The 21,538-nt window shown below is 67.9% G+C and carries 7 protein-coding genes; 6 read left to right on the top strand and 1 reads right to left on the bottom strand.

Going from position 1 to position 21,538, the window contains the following annotated elements; genetic code table 11:
• Positions 1 to 137: 137 nt before the first annotated feature.
• Complete coding sequence (gene rapZ, locus ACOGJB_RS19475; protein ID WP_419838726.1) at positions 138 to 1,052, top strand: RNase adapter RapZ; 915 nt, start codon at positions 138 to 140, stop codon at positions 1,050 to 1,052.
• Between the two features lie 5 nt (positions 1,053 to 1,057).
• On the opposite strand, the gene ACOGJB_RS19480 is transcribed toward rapZ, so the two are convergent.
• Positions 1,058 to 4,003 (bottom strand): hypothetical protein, encoded by a 2,946-nt coding sequence (locus ACOGJB_RS19480; protein WP_419838727.1) that lies wholly within the window; start codon positions 4,001 to 4,003, stop codon positions 1,058 to 1,060.
• Positions 4,004 to 4,278: 275 nt separating this feature from the next.
• Here ACOGJB_RS19480 and gap point away from each other — a divergent pair, with 275 nt between their 5' ends.
• From gap to ACOGJB_RS19505, 5 genes are all read left to right on the top strand, one after another.
• On the top strand, positions 4,279 to 5,283 hold the full coding sequence (gap, locus tag ACOGJB_RS19485; protein ID WP_419838728.1) for a type I glyceraldehyde-3-phosphate dehydrogenase: 1,005 nt from the start codon (positions 4,279 to 4,281) through the stop codon (positions 5,281 to 5,283).
• Positions 5,280 to 6,461, top strand: coding sequence for a phosphoglycerate kinase (locus ACOGJB_RS19490; RefSeq protein ID WP_419838729.1), 1,182 nt, complete (start codon positions 5,280 to 5,282; stop codon positions 6,459 to 6,461). The genes gap and ACOGJB_RS19490 overlap by 4 nt, the downstream gene beginning before the upstream one ends.
• Positions 6,462 to 6,623: 162 nt before the next feature.
• Complete coding sequence (gene tpiA / locus ACOGJB_RS19495; RefSeq protein ID WP_419838730.1) at positions 6,624 to 7,406, top strand: triose-phosphate isomerase; 783 nt, start codon at positions 6,624 to 6,626, stop codon at positions 7,404 to 7,406.
• A gap of 165 nt (positions 7,407 to 7,571) precedes the next feature.
• Positions 7,572 to 14,432 carry a S8 family serine peptidase gene (locus tag ACOGJB_RS19500; RefSeq protein WP_419838731.1) on the top strand — a complete coding sequence of 2,287 codons (6,861 nt, stop codon included), beginning with the start codon at positions 7,572 to 7,574 and terminating at the stop codon, positions 14,430 to 14,432.
• Between the two features lie 200 nt (positions 14,433 to 14,632).
• Positions 14,633 to 21,496: a S8 family serine peptidase gene (locus ACOGJB_RS19505; RefSeq protein WP_419838732.1), complete on the top strand. Its 6,864-nt coding sequence runs from the start codon at positions 14,633 to 14,635 to the stop codon at positions 21,494 to 21,496.
• Positions 21,497 to 21,538: the final 42 nt, after the last annotated feature.

A 21,538-nucleotide genomic window follows, 5' to 3' on the forward strand; every position in this document is an offset into this window, starting at 1 on the left:
TTATCTCCCGCCCTTCTTCGCTGCCGGTGGCGGGCCGCTCGGGCGCAGGCTCCGCCTCTGGGTGCTGGCAGGTACCTGAGAGCGCCGGGGCATCGGGCACACTCGGCCCGCGCCAGCCAGCCAATACCATCGACGCGGTGGCTGGGGGGCCGGAGTTTGTCATCGTGGCTGGCTCGTCGGGCGCGGGCCGCTCCACCGCAGCGAATGCGCTCGAGGATGTCGGCTGGTTCGTCATCGACAACCTGCCGCCCCACCTCATCGGCGATGTGGCCGACATGGTGGCCCGCCCCGGCTCCCGGCTGCGACGCGTGGCACTCGTCGCAGGCACCCGCGAGTACCGGGAGGACCTCGTCACGGCGATCACGCAGCTTCGTGAGCGCAACAGTTCGGTACGAGTCGTGTACCTGGATGCACCGACAGACGTGCTGGTTCGCCGCTACGACGACACCCGGCGGCGCCACCCGCTGCATACCGCCGATCTGCCCGCGGTCGCCCCGGTCTCGGGGCCGTCTGGTGCGGAGCCGGTTGCGGAGTCGGTCGTCGACGCGATCGAGCTGGAGCGAGAGCTGCTCGCCGATGTGCGCGAGACGGCCGATGTCGTCATCGACACCGGCGATCTGAATGTGCACGAGCTGCGCGACCGGGTGCGTGACGAGTTCGGCGCGCCCGGCGACGATCCTCAGATGCGTACCGCGGTGATGTCGTTCGGCTACAAGCACGGTGTTCCCACCGAAGCCGATCTGGTGTTCGACTGCCGCTTCCTGCCGAATCCGCATTGGGTGCCCGAGCTGAGGCCCTACACCGGACTGCATCGGGGGGTGCGCGAGTGGGTGCTTGGCCAGCCGGCAACCGGCGCCTTCTTGGGGCACCTCATGCCGCTGCTCGAAGCGCTGTTGCCGTGCTATCGCGCCGAAGGCAAGTCGTACCTGACGATTGCGCTGGGCTGCACCGGCGGCAGGCACCGCAGCGTGGCAATCGCCGAAGAAGTCACCCGCCTGCTGGCCTCGGCGGGCCACGAACTCCACTGCCGCCACCGCGACATCGCCCGCTGAGAGGCTCAGGGGCGGGTGGATTTGCCGCCGTGAACCGACGGCTCCTCGCACCACTGCCGCTGCAGCACCGCGAGCGGCTCGAAGATGCTCTCGGGAAGCCCGAGGACCCCCGCCAGCAGCGCCCGGTCCAGCTCCTGGCGTGCGCTGTCGCGGTAGGCCTCGTTGGCAGGCAGCATCGGGCGATCCCGGATCCCGTCCGCAAGCACGGCGCAGGCATCGACCTGCTCCTGCGACAAGCGGCGCGGATTGAGCACTGGGATCTTTCCCAGCGTGGTGATCGTCAGGCTTGCACGCCCTTGCTGCTGGCGAGTCGAGACTGACCAGCGTGCGACGAGCCCGAGCGTGGTGTTGAGCCAGAGCGCGATCACCGGTTCCCACGCCCGTTCGTCCAGCAGGAACGACGGCCACGCTCGACCGCCGATCACTGGTTCGGAGGTCATGCACCCACCGAGTGGCTGTGAGTTCACTTGGAAGTCGCAGTTGACATGCAATCGGGTTGCGGTTGCCCAAGTCTTCAGCGCCTCCACCCGCATCCCAGATCGGAGCAGTCCGGCGAAGTCAGGTGCGACGCACAATGCGGACTCGCGGCCCGATGCAGCTGCGTGGGCCCACAGAATCGGATAGGACGGCGTGTGTTCCGGGTCGATTGGCCCGAGTTCGAACGGACCGCGTGGTGCGCCCGTACTCGGATGTGCACCGTTGATGTCGCGATGTACAGGGCCGGGCCGCCCGAGATCAGCGAGCGCGCATGTCGACACGTCAACTGTGGCGTGGCGAGGAAGAGCCAGTCGGCCTTCGGCGAGCGCGGTGGCACACATGACGAGATCGGGCTCCGCTACGGCGAGCAGCATCGGCCCGTTCGTGCCGGCGGGTTGGACATGGCCGATGGTGTCGTCGCCGACGCGCAGATAGCTGGGCGCCGCCTCGGCGGCGTCGCTGATCGACTGGGCAACCCAGACGGCTGCTGTTGCAGATTCCGGCCGACGGGCCAGCGTGACCCATCTGGTCTCGGTGGCGCGGCTGCGACGTCGGGTGGGAGATTTCCGGGCGATCACCAGCGCTTCGGCCATGCCGGTGTCGGCTGAGAAGGCACGCTCCGTCGAGCCATGGGCAGCGAGGCCCACCCAGGTGACCTCGTCGCAATGCTTGTCGAGGAGCCGACGCGACGCCGCCCAGCTGTTGCCGGTGACCGCAGCGAAGGGAAGCACCAGCGCCATGACGCCACCGGGCTTGGTCTTGGCGAAGGCCAGATCCACGAAATTGGATGCCAGTCCGGCATTTCCGTGACCGGCTCGCAGGCTGCCGACTCGCTGCATCAGGTTCTTGAGACGCTCGCTCATGGCACGCTGATCAGCAGGATCGGTCTCGAATCCGGCGAACGACGGAACTGGCACGCCCGCCGCAGCTGCGGTCTCGTGGTTCGTGGGTCGGGTGAACGGCGGATTCATGATGCAGAGATCCAGCGAGTGGTCGTCGAGTTGCATTTGCGGCACGGCTTGGCGATCGGTGCCCGAGACGCGTTCGACGGACCGCACCAGCAGGGAGCTGACCTGTCCTTGCTCGCCCAGCAGATCGAGCGATCCGACGGCCATGTGGCCGTCCGGGCCGTGCGCAGCGTCGGCCTCGATGGGTGATCTGTCGTACGCGCTCGACCGGCCGTAGTCGACCAAGTGGATGCCGCAGTGTCCGAAGCTCAGCTCCGGATGAGCTGAGGCGAGCATGGTGGCGGTCAAGTGTGCCGCGGCCGGCATGACATCGGCGCCGATGAGTGCGTGCTCGATCATGGCTGTGTGCAGATCGGCGTCGTCGAGGCCGGCACGCCGCACCCGTGCTCGGATGCGCTGGTAGGCGGCTGACAGCAGCACGCCGGTGCCACAGGCGAAGTCAGCGGCCCGAAGCCCGGTGACCGACGACGGGTCGCCCCAGTCGAGACGCTGGTCGAGCTGTTGCAGGGCCAGTTCGGCGAGCAGGGCGGCGGCCGACGGCAGCGTGTAGAAGGTTGCGAGGAACTTGCGGTCCACGATCATGCGGCCGAACATCTGACCGGTCATGTCCTGGACTTGGTTCGCCCCGGCTTCGTGCAGTGCGAGCGCGGCCGTCGACATAGCCCCGCACAGGAAGCTGCTGGTGGGGGCTGGGATAGCCCGCAGCAGTCGGGTTGCGATATCGAAGATAGGCAGGTAATCGATCTCGAGGATCCGATTCCAAGCGGTGAGCGTGCCCACGAGGTCGAGGGTGTGCGTCTCGCTCTGCGTTGAGCGGATGTCGCCGATGGACGGCGTGGAGTAGTGCTGCGAAACGGCTTCTTGGAACAGGAAGGCATTGGCGAGGATCACCGAGGCCATGCGCCAGGTCTGATGCTCCGTGGCTTCATCCGGCGCTTGACGAAGCTCTCGCGCCACCCTGGCTCGGACATGCGGCGTCGCGTCGTTCAGGAGTTGGACGCCGATCGCCACGGCAGTCTCGAGCGTGTCCGCCGCCTCGTCGAGTCGACGTACCGAGACTGCGAGCGTTTCCAAGGTGTCTGCAAGCGCGCGCAGGCTCCCGCTCATCCAGCCGTCGGCTGGCAGACGCCGGGTGGGCGTTCCCGCGCGTAGCACAGCCCATCGAAGGTCGTCCGCAGCGGCCAGCCTCAGGTGAAGGCCGGCCGACGGGACGTCGCGCATCCGACGAGGCACGATGAGCGCGACGACCGTTTCCACCGGCAGCGGCGCACCCTCGATCTGCACGTCGAGACGGGCCTGCGCATCGTCCTCGACGGTGTTCGCCGGCTCGAATTCGGTCTCGATCACTAGCGGGCTTGCACGCGGTACATCGATGGTGATGTCCGGCCGGCGGCCCGGCTGTCCAACAATCCGACCGGTCCGCTCAGCCTCGACGGTCCAGCGAGGATGCATTCGCCGCAACGCATTGGCCAGCTCGACGTTGAAAGCGTGCTCCGTCAATGCCACCTGAGATTCCGCCTGTCGTCCGAAGCGCCGGATTTCCTTCTGCGAAGGGCCCTTGGTTCACGTATCGACTCGGACTGGATCGGCCGCAGGTCTGAGGCAACCGGCACTGCGGCTGCCTCGTCACATCAGGTCATCTGTTGTTGCATGGTACGACCCGCAGCACCCGTCACGGGGATGGGCGGCCGGAGGGCGCGCGTCCGCTAGACAGCTAGCGACAGAACGGGCCGGGGCACAGGCAGCCTGCCGGGCTCGCAGAGCGAAGAGGACTGCAACAGATGAGCGTGCGCGTAGGCATCAACGGCTTCGGCCGTATCGGGCGCAATTTCTACCGGGCGGCCGACCGCCCCGACTGCGACATCGAGATCGTGGCGGTGAACGATCTCGGCGACACCGTCACCATGGCTCACCTGCTGAAGTACGACTCGGTGCTCGGCAATCTGCCGCACGACATCGCGGCGACCGACGGTGGCATCTCGATCGACGGCAAGGTGCTGCCGGTGCTCTCGGAGCGCAACCCGGCGGATTTGCCGTGGGTGGACTACGGCGTCGACGTGGTCGTGGAGTCCACCGGCATCTTCACTTCCCGTGACAAAGCGGCGATGCATCTCGACGCCGGTGCACCGCTGGTGATCGTGTCGGCCCCGGCCTCGGGCGCGGATGCCACGTTTGTCGTCGGCGTCAACGACGCCGACTTCGACCCCGAGGCGCACAAGGTGGTCTCGAATGCGAGCTGCACCACCAACTGCTTCGTGCCCATGGTGCAGGTGCTTGACCAGGCGTTCGGCGTCCAACAGGGCCTGATGACGACCATCCACGCCTACACGGGCGACCAATCGCTGGTGGACGGGCCGCACTCCGACCTGCGCCGGGCTCGTGCAGCAGCCGTGAACATCATCCCGACCTCGACAGGTGCCGCCCGAGCGACCGGGCTGGTGCTCCAGTCGATGGCAGGCAAGCTCGACGGCACGTCGCTGCGGGTGCCGATCCCCGACGGCTCGATCACCGACTTCACCGCAACGCTGGACGCTCGCCCTAGCGTCGAGGAAGTGAACGAGGCCTTCGCTGCCGCAGCGTCCAAAGGGCCGCTCGCAGGAGTGCTGGACTATTCCACCGATCCGCTGGTGAGCAGCGACATCGTGGGCAATCCGGCGAGCTGCGTGTTCGACGCGGACCTGACGATGGCGATGGGCACCATGGTCAAGGTGCTCGGCTGGTACGACAACGAGTGGGGTTACTCGAACCGGCTGGTGGACTTGGTCGGCATCGCTTGCAACCGATGAGCGTCGCTGGCGGGCTGCCGACGCTTGAGGATCTCGAGCAGCGACTCGGTGGCCTCGACGGCCGGCGCATCTTGGTTCGCTGCGACTTCAACGTCCCGCTGCGTGAAGGCGCCGACGGGCAACATGAGATCGGCGACGATCTGCGCATACGTGCGGCCCTGCCGACTCTGCGCTGGCTGACCGAACGCGGAGCGGCCGTGACCGCGTGCTCGCACCTGGGCCGTCCCGGCGGCACGCCAGATGAGCGTTTCACGCTGACACCCGTAGCGGGGCGCCTGTCGGAGTTGGCACCCGGCGTCGCGTTGGCCCAGAACCTCCGCTTCAGCCCGGGGGAGGTGGCGAACGACCCGGCCTTCGTGGATGCGCTTGTCAAAGGCGGCCCCGGTGCCCCCTTCGCAACGTCGCCATCGGGTCTGGCCCCCTTCGACGGCTACGTGAACGACGCTTTCGGTGCGAGCCATCGGTCGCACGCATCCATCGTCGGGCCGCCGCAGCGCCTGCCGAGCGCAGCGGGCCGGTTGCTCCACCGGGAAGCCGAGGTGCTCGGCGGCCTGCGAACCGACGCCAAGCGGCCGTTTGTGGCGGTGCTGGGCGGGGCCAAAGTCAGCGACAAGCTCGGCGTGGTCGAAGCACTGCTGTCGGTGGTCGACACGCTGGTGATCGGCGGAGGCATGTGTTTCACCTTCTTGGCCGCTCTCGGGCACCCCATCGGCGAATCGCTGTGCGAGCCCGACTTCATCGAGACCTGCACGCGCCTGATGGGCAGCGGCGCCAACATCGTGCTTCCCGCCGACATCACCGCCCTCGACGCCGGCGGCACCGTGCGCCAGATGGGTCGCAGCCTGCCCGATGGCTTCCGCGGTCTCGACATCGGCCCCGGCTCGGCAGCCGAGTTCGACGACGTCATCGCTCGTGCCCGCACCGTCTTCTGGAACGGACCGATGGGTCTGTTCGAGGACGAGCGTTTTGCAGCAGGCACGCGGGCGGTCGCTCAGTCGATGGCTGACTCGCGGGCATTCACCGTTGTCGGCGGCGGCGACAGTGCCGCAGCCGTGGCCCAGTTCGGCATCGCCCCGTACATGGATCACATCTCGACTGGGGGAGGGGCAGGCCTCGAATTCATCGAACACGGAGATCTGCCCGGCCTCGCGGCCCTGCGAGACTCGCCGCACCAGTAGGTCAGTCGGGGAGAACGACGATGAGCCGAACGCCTGTGATCTCGGGCATGACCCGCCGTCTCGGCGGGCAGTTGAACAGTGGGGGTAGACGGTGAGCCGAACGCCTGTGATCTCGGGCATGACCCGCCGTCTCGGCGGGCAGTTGAACAGTGGGGGTAGACGGTGAGCCGAACGCCGCTGATCTCGGGCAACTGGAAGATGCACCTCAATCACCTTGAGGCCATCCAGCTGTGCCAGAAGCTGAGCTACGAACTGGCGCGCCACCGCTACGACCAGGTCGAGGTGAGCCTGCACCCGCCCTTCACCGACCTGCGGAGTTGCCAGACCGTCATCGACGCCGACCGCTTGGAGTTCAAGCTCGGCGCACAGAACTGCCACGACCGGGTCAAGGGTGCCTACACCGGCGAAGTGTCTGCGTCCATGCTCGCCAAGCTCGACGTGAGCTACGTCATCGTCGGCCACAGCGAACGCCGGGCACTCTTCAACGAGAGCGACGAATTCGTCGCCGCAAGAGCCGCCGCCGTGGCGAAGCACGACATGACGCCGATCGTCTGCGTCGGCGAAACGCTCGAACAACGTGAAGCCGGCCGGGCGCAAGAAGTGGTGAGCGCGCAACTTCGAGGCAGCCTCGCCAAGCTCACCAAGGCAGGCCTCGAAAGCCTGGTCATCGCCTATGAGCCGGTATGGGCCATTGGCACCGGCCGAAACGCATCACCTCAGGACGCTCAGGACATGTGCGCCACGGTCCGCCAGGTGGTCGATGAGCTGCGGCGAGGAAGCGGTCAGCACGTCCGCATCCAGTACGGCGGCTCTGTCAAGCCGGCCAACGCCGCGGAGTTGCTCGGCCAGCCAGACATAGATGGCGCCCTGGTTGGCGGTGCGTCTCTGGATGCGACTCAATTCGCGCGAATAGTTCAATCCGCCGACGCGAGAGGCGTCGGGTAGGCGCTGTCGCGCTGGGAGGCATGACAGCTCGAAACTGTCGCCGTTTGCCCGGCCAGCAGCTCGGCTGATGTATTTTCGCTGCCGCAGCGACGCCGGCGGGGAGCATCGCTGCTGGCCGCGTAGCGCCTAATGTCAGTCGTCGTGGGCTGCGGAACGCGTGTGGGCATGGCTGGTTTGGCGTTGGCGCTGTTGGGCGGGGTGCTGGCCGGTGTGCCCGCGGCGGGCGCGTCACAGCACTCCGCGTCGGCACAGCAACCGCGGACTCCGCTCGACGCCGAGAGCGAGCCGTACAGCGCCGACCTGCACAGTGCCGAGTCGACGACGAATCGGGCGCCGTCCGCGGCAGGTGGCGAGCCCTCAACGCCTGACGGCGATCTTGCGCCGACGGAACCCGCGCCGGGTGACGGGGACGGGCTGGTTCCTGAGGACGGTTTGGCTCCTGAGGACGGCTTGGGCGCTCCAGAGCTGGGCGAGGCGGTGCAGGAGTTGGGGGTAACGGATCTGGTGGGGCCCGACGGCGTGTGGATCATGCATGACGGCGGGCGTGAGGTGCCGCTGCGCTTGTTGGACGCGGCCGAGGTAGCGAAGCTGGGCGATGCCCGGTCGCTGGCGGCGTCTGCGGCCGCGAGCGCGTATGCGCCTGGGGTGGTCGGGAACGCGTCGGGGGCTTCGGCGTCAGGTGCCGCAGCGGCGGCGAAGCCCGACATATGGTTCGTGTCCGACACCGGGCAGCCGCATCTGTTGGTAGGCGGAGTGAACGTGCTGTTCGGTGCGCATGTGGGCAGGCCGGCGATCGAGGCGGTGTGGCGCCACCACGGCGTGGCGCCGGGACGGGTGTCGCCGCTGGGCGAGCTGCCCAACGCGTTCTTGGTGAAGACGGTGTCGGACGCCGAATCGCTGCGCCTGGCCGACGCGTTGTCGGCCGAGCCGGGTGTGGAGGCCGCGGTTCCCAATACGTTCACGCCGTTCGAGATGGGGCAGGTCTCGTCGGTCGCCTCGGAAGACTGTTCGGTCGCCTACCAGGGCTGTACCTGGCACACGGCGGATGCGAGGAGCCGGTGCAACGCATACACCGACCCCTGGCCCGACGAGCTGTCGAGCTGCCAGTGGCACCTGGACGCGTCGGGCGACTACCGGTTTTCCCCGTATTGGGTGCCGGTGCGAGTCAGCGATCCGAGGATCGATATCAACATCGGCGATGTGTGGTCCACGACGATGGGGGCCGGGGTGACGGTGGCGGTGGTGGACACTGTCTGGAATCCGAACCACGAGGACCTCGTCGACAACGTGGACAACGCGCGGACCAAGAACATGTGTTACCACATCTACTTGGAGAGCGCGACTCACGGCACTGCGGTTGCGGGGGTCGTGGGTGCCCGCGACAACGCGGTGGGCGGGCGCGGCGTCGCGCCCCGGGCCACGCTGGTGAACTACAACCTGTTGAACTGCTATTCCTCGGCGAAGAGGGCCGAGGCGCTGACGCTCAACAAGGCGACGGTAGCGGTGGCCAACCACAGCTATGGCGATCGTCCTAGCCAGGGGCTCTCTCCGGCTGGCTCGATATATCAGCGGGCTTTGGAGACCAGCCTCGAGCAGGGGTTCGGCGGCAAGGGGACCTCCCATGTGACGTCAGCCGGCAACGGCCGCGACAGCACTCGTCCAGGACGCTACTGGGAGGCCTTGGAGGCATCCAACAACCATCGCGGCATGATCACGGTGTGTGCGGTGAACTCGGCGGGGATACAGGCAGATTTCTCCGAGGAGGGCCCCAGTCTTTGGGTGTGCGGGCTGGCAAGGGAGCGGGGCCAGGCGGGGATCTTGGCGCCTGTGAGCCAGAATCACTACACCGCCCATTTCGGCGGAACCAGCGCGGCTACGCCGATGGTGTCTGGGGTGATCGCGTTGATGCGCAGCGTGAACGCCGAGTTGACGTGGCGGGATGTGAAGGTGATCCTGGCCGACACGGCGCGCATAGTCGACGCGCAGGACTCGGGCTGGATGAGCGGCGCCCGGAAGTACAGTTCGACGGGGCCGGGGGCCGAGGTGTACTTGTTTAACTACAGGTACGGCTTCGGTTTGGTGGACGCCGAGGCCGCGGTGGCTGCCGCGGCGGGCTGGACGCTTTTGCCCCCGATGCAGACGTACGCGGCTTCGCACACCGGCGATGTGGCGCTGCCGGGGCGCGGCGAGGAGATCGAGCTGGCCCTGGATTTGCAGACGAGCATCGATTTCACCGAGCACGTCAAGGTCACCGTCGCCGGCGACATATCGGACGTCCGCGACTACCGGTGGACGCTGGTATCCCCGTCGGGCGCCGAATCCCTCCTGGCGCCGGAAGACAGCGACTGCAAAGCGGGCCGGTGCTCGTTGCGGGGCTCGTTCGATTTCGGGTCGTCGCGGCATCTGGGCGAGAACGCGAGGGGCACGTGGAAGCTGAGAGTCCAGCACATGCCGACCTGGCCGAACTGCGGCGATAGCCGATTCAGGTACATCGGGTACTGCGACAACAGCTACAGGGAGGTCATCAGCTCGTGGGGCGTCGAGGTGACGGGGCACACGAGCGGGCCGACGGAGCCGGTTTCTTTGTCGGTTTCGGCGGCGCGCGTCGCGGAGGGCGGGAGCGTGGATGTGGCGGTGTCGGTGGGCGGCCCGGCGCCTTCCGAGGATCTGGTGGTCCCGCTGGCGTTCGCCGGCGTGTCTGCTGAGGCGGGCGCCGACTACACAGCGCCTGCATCGATCACGGTGCCGAAGGGCTCGTCTTCGGCGACTGCGACGGTCTCTACCGCCCAGGACGTGGTGCATGAGGGGGAGGAGTCGTTCGCGGTCAGGCTGGGCGCTTTGCCGATTGGGTACCGGCCCGCGTCGGGGTTGGTTGTGGTGTCGATCGACGACGACGATCCGCTGCCGGTGCTGTCGTTGCGCGCCGCGAGCGCGTCGGTGGCCGAGGGCGGCTCGGTGGATGTCACGGCGCGGCTCAGCGGCTTGTCGTCTGAGGATGTGACCGCCAGTCTGTCGGCGGCGGCGGTCGCGCCGGCCCAGCCTTCAGACGGGTGGCTGGGCTCGCCGGCTGTGTTGAGGGTCCCGGCGGGGTCGACGGCGAGTTCGGGGTCGGTGGCGTTCACGGCGTCGCAGAACGACGTGTACGAGCTGTCGGGGTCGGCGGCGAAGACGTTCGAGGTGTCCGCTGCCGCTGTCGGCGGCAACGGCGTGGCCGACCCGGCGGCGATCACGTTGAGCATCGACGACGACGAGTCCGCCCCGGTGATTGCCATCGCCGCGGGCACTGCGGTGGCGGAGGGTTCGGCGGCGGAGTTCACCCTCACCGCCGACCCGGCACCGTCGGGTGATCTGGCGGTGAGCGTGACGGTGGCCCAGCAGGGTGCGTTCGGCGTCACAACCGGCGCGCAGACGGTCACGGTCCCCGCGTCGGGCCGTGCGGTTCTGGTTGTGACGACTGCCGACGACTCGACAGCGGAGCCCGACGGGTCGGTCACCGTGACGGTCGCCGCGGGCGCCGATTACACGCCGCCGCCGGTGCCGTCGGCGAGCGTGGCTGTGTTCGACGACGACGCTGCGAGGCTTCGGGTGTCGATCGCTGCGAGCCCAGATGTCGCGGAGGGTTCCGCGGCGGAGTTCACCCTGACTGCCGACCCGGCGCCGTCGGGTGATCTGGCGGTGAGCGTGACGGTGGCTCAGCAGGGCGCCTTTGGCGTTGTCACCGGCGTGCGGTCGGTCACGGTGCCCGCTTCGGGCAGCGTTGTGCTGTCGGTGGCGACAACAGATGACTCGTTCGGCGAGCCCGACGGGTCGGTCATCGTGATTGTGGTCGACGGTCTCGACTACGACCTTGGCGCCAGCAGCACGGCGGCGGTCACGGTCGGCGACGATGACGGTGGCCCGGTTCCGGTGGCGGTCTCTTTGTCGGCGGCGGACGCGTCGGTGTCTGAGAACGGCGGCGCGACCGATTTCGAGATCGCTTTGAGCCGGGCGCTCAGAGCAGGCGAGACGGTCAGCGTGCCGATAACGGTGACAGGCACGCCGGGCAGCGACTGGATATTGGGCGACCCGGTCGGGCCGGGGGTGACGCGCACCGGCTACGGCAAGACCACCGCGGTGGAGTTCACTGCCGGCGGGCGCGTCGCGGTGATGCGTTTCGAGGCTGTCGACGACGACGAGACGTTTGACCGGCCCATTACGTTCTCGTTCGGCACTGGGACTACAGCGCCGACCCATGTCGGCGTCGCCGGCGGCATCACGCTCGGCGGGCCGCTCACCGTCACCATCACCGACCACGACCTCCCGCCGGTGTGCGACGGCCGCCCGACGGTGTCGGTGGCTGATGCGAGTGCGGCGCGGGGTGGGAGGTTGGTGTTCGAGTTCAGTTTGAGTTGTCGTGCGTCTGGTTCGGTGGTGGCTCACTACTACATAGCGCGCGACGGTGAGATCGTCGGGAATACCCAAAGGGTCACTTTCGAGCCCGGCGACACGCACGCGACGGTGAGCGTGCCCACCAAGGACGCCGACACGGTGAAATTGCAGGTCGCATGGGCCCCCGGCGCTGCGAACGCCTTCCGTGTGCCCGCGGCCATCGGCACCATCGTCACCACCTCGCCGGTGGTCAGCATCGTCGCCGGCGGCGACATCACCGAGGGTGCCGCCGCGGCGTTCACCGTGACCGTGGTCCCTGCGCCGGCGAGCCCGATCACCATCGCCATGGACATCTCCCAAAGCGGCGACTTCGCCTATCGGTCGGGACAGCGAACCTTGGTCTTGAGCAACAGTGCCGCGGTCTACCTCGTTGCGACCCGGGATGACGGTGTCGACGAGCCCGACGGGTCGGTCACTGCCACGCTGGTCGACGGCGCCGGCTACGACCTGGGCACCAGCAGCACGGCGACGGTCGCAGTCGCCGATGATGACGACCCGCGGCCGGTGGTCACCATCGTTGCCGGCGGCGATGTCACCGAGGGTCACAGCGCGACGTTCACCGTCACCGCGGAGCCTTCGCCGACGAGCCCGATGGCGGTCGATGTGTCGGTGTCGGCTGCCGGGGACTTCGGCGCGACGGTCGGCGCGCGGACGGTGACGATCCCGACGTCGGGGTCGGCGACCCTGTCGGTCGCGACTTCCAACGACAGCGCCGACGAGGCCGACGGTTCGGTCACCGCCACTGTGGTGGACGGCGCCGGCTATGACCTGGGCGTTGACAAGACCGCAACGGTCGTCGTGGCCGACGACGACGACCCGCCGCCGCAGGTGGACATCACTGCTGGCTCGGGGGGCACCGAGGGCACAGATGCGGTGTTCACCATCACCGCTACGCCGCAGCCGACAGCCAACCTCGATGTGGCCGTGGCGATCACCGCATCAGGCGATTACGGCGCCACAACCGGAACACGCACCGCGACGATCTCATCAGGCACCACCCAGGCGACCCTTACCATCGCCACGACCGACGACAGCGTCGACGAGCCCGACGGCAGCGTCACCGCGACTTTGGTCGCGGGCAGCGGCTACACCGTCGGCCCGCTGGCGTCGGAGACGGTGCAGGTTCTCGACGACGACGACCCGCCGCTGGTGATCCCCGAGGTCACCATCACCGCCTCAAGCGACGTCACCGAGGGCGCCGACGCGGTGTTCACGGTGACCGCGGACCCGGCGCCGCCGGCCGGTGTTGACGTGAGCGTCACGGTCTCGGCGGCCGGTGACTGGGGCGCCTCGGTCGGCTCGCAGACGGTGACGCTGGCCGCGAATACGCCGACGGCGACGCTGACGGTGGCCACTGCGGGCGACAGCACAGACGAGGCCGACGGGTCGATCACTGTGTCGTTGGACGCGCCGGCCGCGGACGCGGGCTACACGATCTCGGCCGTCCAGGGCACGGCCGCGGTGGGGGTGTTTGATGATGATGTGGATCCGTTGACGGTGTACATGATCTTTTTTGCGAGGTCGATCGCTGAGGACGGCGCCGGCGATGACAATCAGGCGCATCTGAGGATCGCCCCGACGCGTGCTTTGCGGTCTTGGGAGACGCTCACGGTGCCGTTGAGGGTGACCGGAGGCGTTGAGGGCACGCATTGGACGATGCGCGACCTCAATGATCCTGATGCGGTGTTCGCGAATGAGTTCGAGGTGGTCTTCGGGCCGGGTGATCGCGGTGTTGTGCTGGAGCCCGGTGACCAGCGTGCTGAGTTGGTGTTGACGGCTGTGGATGACAGCGACTGGGTCGACCAGGAGATCACTGTGTGGTACGGCACCGGCGCTCGAGTGCCGACGCTGAACGGCAGCACCGAGGGGGTGACGTTGGGGATCTCGTGGGGTCCTGACGGCGTGGAGCGCGCCGACGGTTCCACCACCGTTGTCATTATCGACAGCGACGAGCCGCCCCCGCAGATCGACATCACCGCCGCGACCGGCGGGATCGAGGGCACGGCTGCGACGTTCACGGTCACCGCGTCGACCCCGACGACAGCCGACCTCGACGTGAGCGTTGACATCGCTTCGGCAGGCGACTGGGGCGCAACGACAGGCACGCAGACGGTGACGATCCCCCAAGGCGCCAACCAGGCGACCCTCGCTGTTGCCACGACCGACGACAGCGTCGACGAGCCCGACGGGTCGATCACCGCCACCATCGCAACAGGCAGCGGCTACACCATCGGCCGGCAAGCCACTCAGAGCGCACACATCGCCGACGACGACGACCCGCCGCCCGAGCCTGCCGTCGCGGCCTGCGCCGGCGCTCCGAGGGTGAGCGTCGCCGACGCCACAGCCGCACGAGGCGACGACCTCCACTTCGAGATCAGCCTCAGCTGCCGCTCGACGAGCGATGTCACCGTCTACTACGCCGTCGCACTCGACCGAAAACTCGGCAACGTCGTCACCATCACCATCGAAAGCGGCGAAACCGGCGCGACCGTGAACGTCCCCACTCAAGGCATCGAAGCAGACATCGAATTCCACATCGTGTACCTCATCGGCGCCGCCAACAACACAGCCAAAGCCACATCCACCATCACCGACTGATTCCTCGCCGACGGGCGCCGCCGCGCCAGTGTCCGCCGTCGTGCAGCAACTTGGCCGCCGCCTAGTCACGGGTGCCCTCGTCTCAGGGAGCAAGGTTGTCAGATGCTCTCTTGTCGAGCTGTGGGCGCGAGGGCGTCTTTGCTTGTCTGGCGGGCGTGGTCTGCGGGTCCGCTGCGGTGGGTGAATTAGGCTGAGGGGTCATGGTGGTCAAGGCCCGGGCTGTTCGAGTCAACGTTTTCTGCTTGGTGTTGGCGCTGTTGGGCGGGGTGCTGGCCGGCGTGCCCGCGGCGGGCGCGTCACAGCAGTCCCCACCGGCACAGCATCCGCGGACCCCGCTCGACGCTGAGGGCGAGTCGTACAGCGCCGTCCTCCAGACAGCGGAGTCGACGGAGAATCGGGCGCCGTCCGCGATAGGTGGTGAGCCCTCAGCATCTGACGGCGATCCTGCGCCGCCGGTGCCCGCGCCCGATGTCGAGGACGGGCTGGCGCCTGAGGACGGTTTGGGTGCTCCGGAGCTGGGCGAGGCGGTGCAGGAGTTGGGGGTCACCGATCTGGTGGGGCCCGACGGCGTGTGGATCATGCATGACGGCGGGCGTGAGGTGCCGCTGCGCCTGCTGGATGCCGCGGAAGTAGCGGAACTGGGTGATGCCCGGTCGTTGGCGGCATCTGCGGCGGCCACTGCTTATGCGCCTGGGGCGGCTGGTAACGCGTCGGGGGCTGCGGCGAGTTCGGCGGCGAAGCCGGACACATGGTTCGTGTCCGATACCGGCGAGCCGCTCCTGCTGGTGGGCGGCGTGAATGTGCTGTTCGGTCCACATGTGGGCGGATCGGCAATCGAGGCGGTGTGGGACCGCCACGGCGTCGCGCCGGGGCGGGTGTCGCCGCTGGGCGAGTTACCCAACGGGTTCTTGGTAAAGACGGTGTCTGATGCTGAGTCGCTGCGTCTGGCAGACGCGTTGTCGGCCGAGCCCGGTGTCGACACCGCGGTTCCCAACACGTTCACCCCGTTCGAGGTGGGGCAGGACCTGTTGGACGCCTCGGACGACTACGTTTCGCAGACCGCGGATGCGAGGCGGCGGTGCAACGCATACACCGACCTTTGGGCCGACGAGCTGTCGAGCTGCCAGTGGTATCTGGACGCGTCTGGCGACTTCCGGTATGACGACGCTGCCGGTTTCTACTACGGGGCCAGGGAACCGCTTATCGACATCAACCTCGGCGATGCGTGGTCCGCGACGATGGGGGCCGGGGTGACGGTGGCGGTGGTGGACCGCACCTGGAATCCGAACCACGAGGATCTCCGGGACAACGCGGATGCCAGCCGGAGCACGAACTGGGGCGGTTTCACCTCGGAGACCACCCGAGACGCTGCCTTTCACGGCACTGCGGTTGCCGGGGTTGTGGGCGCCCGCGACAACGCGGTGGGCGGGCGCGGCGTCGCGCCCCGGGCCACCCTGGTGAACTACAACCTGTTGGACAACTCCTCCGCCGCGCGAGAAGCCGAGGCGCTGACGCTCAACATGGCGACGGTGGCGGTGGTCAACATGAGCTACGGCGCCATCGATTGGCCGGGGCTCTCGAAGAAGGGCTCGATTTATCAGCGGGCATTGGAGACCGGCCTTCAGCAGGGGTTCGGCGGCAAGGGGACTTCCTACGTGACGGCGGCCGGCAACGGCGGCCCGCTCGGTTGGTCAGGCTTGGAGGCTGGGAACAACTATCGAGCCATCATCTCGGCGTGCGCGGTGGACATGACGGGGAAATTGGCGTGGTACTCCGAGAAGGGTCCCAATCTGTGGGTGTGCGGGCTGTCGAACGGTCCTCCGGGCCGAGCGGGGATCTTGGCGCCGATGGGCCAGAACTATTACAGCGACGCCTTCGGGGGCACCAGCGCGGCAGCGCCGATGGTGTCGGGCGTGATTGCGTTGATGCGCAGCTTGAACGCCGAGTTGACGTGGCGGGATGTGAAGGTGATCCTGGCCGACACGGCGCAAAAGGTCGACCCGCGGGACTCGGGTTGGCTGAGCGGTGCGAGGAAGTACAGCTCGACGGAGCTGGTGGCCGAGTTGTACCCGTTCAACCACAAGTACGGCTTCGGTTTGGTGGATGCTGAGGCCGCCGTGGATGCCGCGGCGAGCTGGACGCTGCTGCCCTCGATGCAAACCTTCACGGCTTCGCACGCCGGCGCTGTGTCGCTTCCGGGGCGCGGCCATGAAATCGAGTTGGCCCTGGACTTGCAGACGGCCATCGATTTCACAGAGCACGTCAAGGTAACCGTCGCCGGCGACATGTCTGACTTCCGCGCCTACCGGTGGACGCTGGTGTCGCCGACGGGCACCGAGTCGCTCCTTTCGCCTGAGAGGGACTCGTGCTTTGCGGCCGCGTGCTCGTTGCGGGGCTCGTTCGACTTCGGATCGTCGCGCCACCTGGGCGAGAACCCGAGGGGCACTTGGAAGCTGAGAATCCAGCACATGCCGACTTGGCCGGATTGCTCCGACCGTTCCTTCTTCCTCTCGAACCCGTTTTGGTACATCGTGTATTGCGGCACTGGCTTCAGGCAGGTTGTCAGCTCGTGGAGCGTCGAGGTGACGGGGCACACGAGCGTGCCTACGAAGCCGGTTTCGCTGTCTTTCGGGGCGGCGAGCGTCGCTGAGGGCGGGAGTTTGGATGTGACGGTGTCGGTGGGCGGCCCGGCGCTGGAGAAGGATCTGGTGGTCCCGCTGGCGTTCGGGGGCGTGACGGCTGAAGCGGGCGCCGACTTCTCGGCGCCGACGTCGATCACGGTGCCCAAGGGGTCGTCGTCGGCCACCGCCCAGATTTCGATCATCCAGGACACCGTCCACGAGGGTTCCGAGACATTCGCTGTCAGGCTGCACTCTTTGCCGGTGGGGTACCGGGCCGCGTCGCCGCTGGTGGTGGTGACGATCGCCGATGACGACCCGTTGCCGACGCTGACGTTGCACGCCGCGGCGGCGGTGGTCGAAGGCGGTTCGGTGGATGTCGCCGCGCGGCTCAGCGGCGTGTCGTCTGAGGATGTGACTATCAACCTGTCCGCGTCCGCTGTCGCTCCGGCGGTGACCAGCGATGGGTGGCTCAGCTCGCCGGCGGTGTTGACGATCCCGGCGGGCTCGACGGCGAACTCGGGGTCTATGGCGTTCGCCGCGTCGCAGAACGACGTGTACGAGCCTTCGGGGCAGGCGGCGAAGACGTTCGAGGTGTCCGCGACCGCCCGCGGCGGCAACGGCGTGGCCGACCCCGCTGCGATCACGGTGAGGATCGACGACGACGAGTCCGCCCCGATGGTCTCCATAGCGGCAGGCCCCGCGGTCACTGAGGGTTCCGCCGCGCAGTTCACCCTCACCGCCGACCCAGCGCCGTCGGCTGATCTGGCGGTCAGCGTCACAGTGGCCCAGCAGGGCGCATTCGGCGTCGTCACTGGTGTGCGGACGGTCACGATCCCCGCCTCTGGTCGGGCCGTGCTGACGGTGAGGACCACTGACGACTCGGCCCCGGAAGCCGACGGGTCGGTCGCCGTCACCATCACCGCGGGCGCTGATTACACGCCGTCGCCGGTTCCGTCGGCGACCGTGGCCGTGTTCGACGACGACGCTTCGAGGATTCGGGTTTCCATAGCGGCGGGCCCCGCGGTCACCGAGGGTTCCGCCGCGCAGTTCACCCTGACCGCCGACCCGGCGCCGTCGGCTGATCTGGCGGTGAGCGTGACGGTGGCCCAGCAGGGTGCCTTCGGCGTCACTGTCGGCACGCGGTCGGTGACGGTCCCCGCTTCGGGCAGCGTTGTGCTGTCGGTCGCGACAACAGATGACTCGTTCGGCGAGCCCGACGGGTCGGTCATCGTGGCTGTGGCCGACGGCCTCGGGTACGACCTCGCCGCGGCCGCTACGGCGACGGTTGTGGTGGCCGACGACGACGGCGGCCCGGCGGGCGTCGCGATCACGCTGTCGGCGGCGGACGCGTCGGTGTCTGAGAACGGCGGCGCGACCGATTTCGAGATTGCTTTGAGCCGGGCGCTCAGAGCCGGCGAGACGGTGAGGGTGCCGATCACGGTGACGGGCACGCCGGGCAGTGACTGGTTGTTGGGCGATCCGGGCGGGCCGGGGGTGGTGCGCACCGGCTACGGCAAGACCACTGCGGTGGAGTTCACCGCTGGCGGGCGCGCTGCGGTGATGCGTTTCGAGGCTGTCGACGACGACGAGACGTTTGACCGGCCCATCACGTTCTCGTTCGGCACTGGAACGAGAGCGCCCACCCACACTGGGGTCGCCGGCGGCATCACGGCAGGCGGGCCGCTCACCGTCACCATCGCCGACTACGACCTCCCGCCGGTGTGCGAGGGAAAGCCGACGGTGTCGGTGGCTGATGCGAGTGCGGCGCGGGGTGGGAGGTTGGTGTTCGAGTTCAGTTTGAGTTGTCGTGCGTCTGGTTCGGTGGTGGCGCACTACTACATCGCGCGGGACGGCGAGATCGTCGGGAATACCCAAAAGGTCACTTTCGAGCCCGGCGACACTCACGCGATGTTGAGCGTGCCCACCGAAGACTCCGACAGGGTGAAATTGCAGGTCGCGTGGGCTCCCGGCGCCGCGAACGCTTTCCGTGTGCCCGAGGCCATCGGCACCATCATCACCGTCCTGCCGGTGGTCAGCATCGTCGCCGGCGGTGACGTCACCGAGGGTGCCGCCGCGGCGTTTACCGTGACCGTGGTCCCTGCACCGGCGAGCCCGATCACCATCGCCATGGACATCTCCCAGACCGGCGACTTCGCCTATCGGTCGGGACAGCGAACCCTGGTCTTGAGCAACGGTGTCGCGGTCTACCTCGTTGCGACCCGGGATGACGGTGTCGACGAGGCCGACGGGTCGGTCACTGCCACGCTGGTCGACGGCGCCGGCTACGACCTGGGCACCAGCAGCACGGCGACGGTCGCAGTCGCCGATGATGACGACCCGTCATCGGTGGTGACCATCGCGGCCGGCGGCGACGTCACCGAAGGCCACAACGCGAACTTCACCGTCACTGCCGTGCCTTTGCCGGCGAGCGCGATAGCGGTTGATGTGACGGTGTCGGCCGTCGGGGACTTCGGCGCGACGACCGGCGCCCGGACGGTGACGATCCCGACGACGGGGTCGGCGACGTTCGCGGTCGCGACCGCTGACGACTCGGCCGACGAGCCCGACGGTTCGGTCACCGCCACGCTGGTGGACGGCGACGGCTACGACCTGGGCGCGGACAAGACCGCCACGGTCGATGTGGCCGATGACGACGATCCGCCGCCGCAGGTGGACATCACGGCCAGTTCGGGCGGGACCGAGGGCACGAGCGCGGTGTTCACCGTCACTGCGACGCCGGCGCCGGCGGCGGATCTTGATGTGGCCGTGGCGCTCACCGCCGCGGGCGATTTCGGGGTCACGACCGGGACGCGTACGGCGACGATCTTGTCGGGCACCACCGGGGCGACGCTGACCGTCGCCACTGCTGATGACAGTGTCGATGAGCCTGATGGCAGTGTGACGGCGTCGTTGGTGGCGGGCAGCGGTTACGCGGTCGGCCCGCTGGCGTCGCGGACGGTGCAGGTCGCAGATGACGACGATCCGCCGCCGGTGATCCCCGAGATCAGCATCGCTGCTGCTGGGGGTGCTGTGAGCGAGGGTTCTGGTGCGGTGTTCACGGTGACCGCGAGCCCGCCGAAGCCTGCGGGGTTCGATGTCGCTGTGTCGGTGTCGGCGTCGGGCGAGTGGGGTGTGGCTGGGGGTTCGCAAACGGTGAGCTTCGCGGCCAACGCGGCGTCGGCGACGCTGACTGTCCCGACCGTTGGCGATTCCGTTGACGAGGCTGACGGCAGTGTGTCGGTGTCGTTGGACGCGCCGGGTGCGGATGCGGGGTACACGGTGTCGGCGACCCAGAGCGCTGCGTCGGTTGCGGTGTCTGATGATGATGTGGATCCGTTGACGGTGTACATGATCTTTTTTGCGAGGTCGATCGCTGAGGACGGCGCCGGCGATGACAATCAGGCGCATCTGAGGATCGCGCCGACGCGTGCTTTGCGGTCGTGGGAGACGCTGACGGTGCCGTTGAGGGTGACCGGCGGTGATGAGGGCACGCATTGGACGATGCGCGATCTGAATGATCCTGATGCGGTGTTCGCGAATGAGTTCGAGGTGGTCTTCGGGCCGGGTGATCGCGGTGTTGTGCTGGAGCCGGGTGATCAGCGTGCGGAGTTGGTGTTGACGGCTGTGGATGACAGCGACTGGGTCGATCAGGAGATCACTGTGTGGTACGGCACCGGCGCTCGGGTGCCGTCGCTGAACGGCAGCACCGAGGGGGTGACGTTGGGGATCTCGTGGGGTCCAGACGGTGTCGAGCGCGCCGACGGTTCCACCACCGTTGTCATTATCGACAGCGACGAGCCGCCCCCGCAGATCGACATCACCGCTGCCGCAGGCGGAACCGAGGGAACCGACGCTGTGTTCACCATCACCGCGTCGGCACCCACGACAGCCGACCTCGACGTGGCCGTGGATGTCGCCTCAACCGGCGACTGGGGTGCAACCGCCGGCACCCGCACCGCGACGATCCCCCAGGGCAGCACCCAAACCACCCTCACCATCGCCACCGTCGACGACGACACCGATGAGCCCGACGGCACCATCACCGCCACCCTCGCCGCGGGCAGCGGCTACACCATCGGCTCCCACGCGTCGCGAGCCGCGCCGATCTCCGACGACGACGACCCGCCGCCCGAGCCCGCCGTCGCGGCCTGTGTCGGCAAGCCGACTGTCTCTGTCGCTGACGCGACGGCCGCACGAGGCGACGACCTCGAATTCGTGGTCAGCCTCAGCTGCCGCTCGAGTGGTGCGGTCACTGTGTATTACTTCATCTCCCACGGCGGAGGCTTCAGCGGCGGCGAAATCGTCACCATCGACAGCGGCGACACCGAGACGACTGTGAGTGTGCCCACCGCCGGGGTGGACCAGGCCATCGGGTTCCATGTCTTGTACACGATCGGCGCGGCCAACAACACAGCCAAAGCCACAGCCACCATCACCGACTGACTCATCGCCGACGGGCGCCGCCGCGCCAGTGTCCGCCGTCGT

This window comes from Candidatus Poriferisodalis sp., from assembly GCF_965208895.1.
Taxonomy (GTDB): domain Bacteria; phylum Actinomycetota; class Acidimicrobiia; order Acidimicrobiales; family Poriferisodalaceae; genus Poriferisodalis.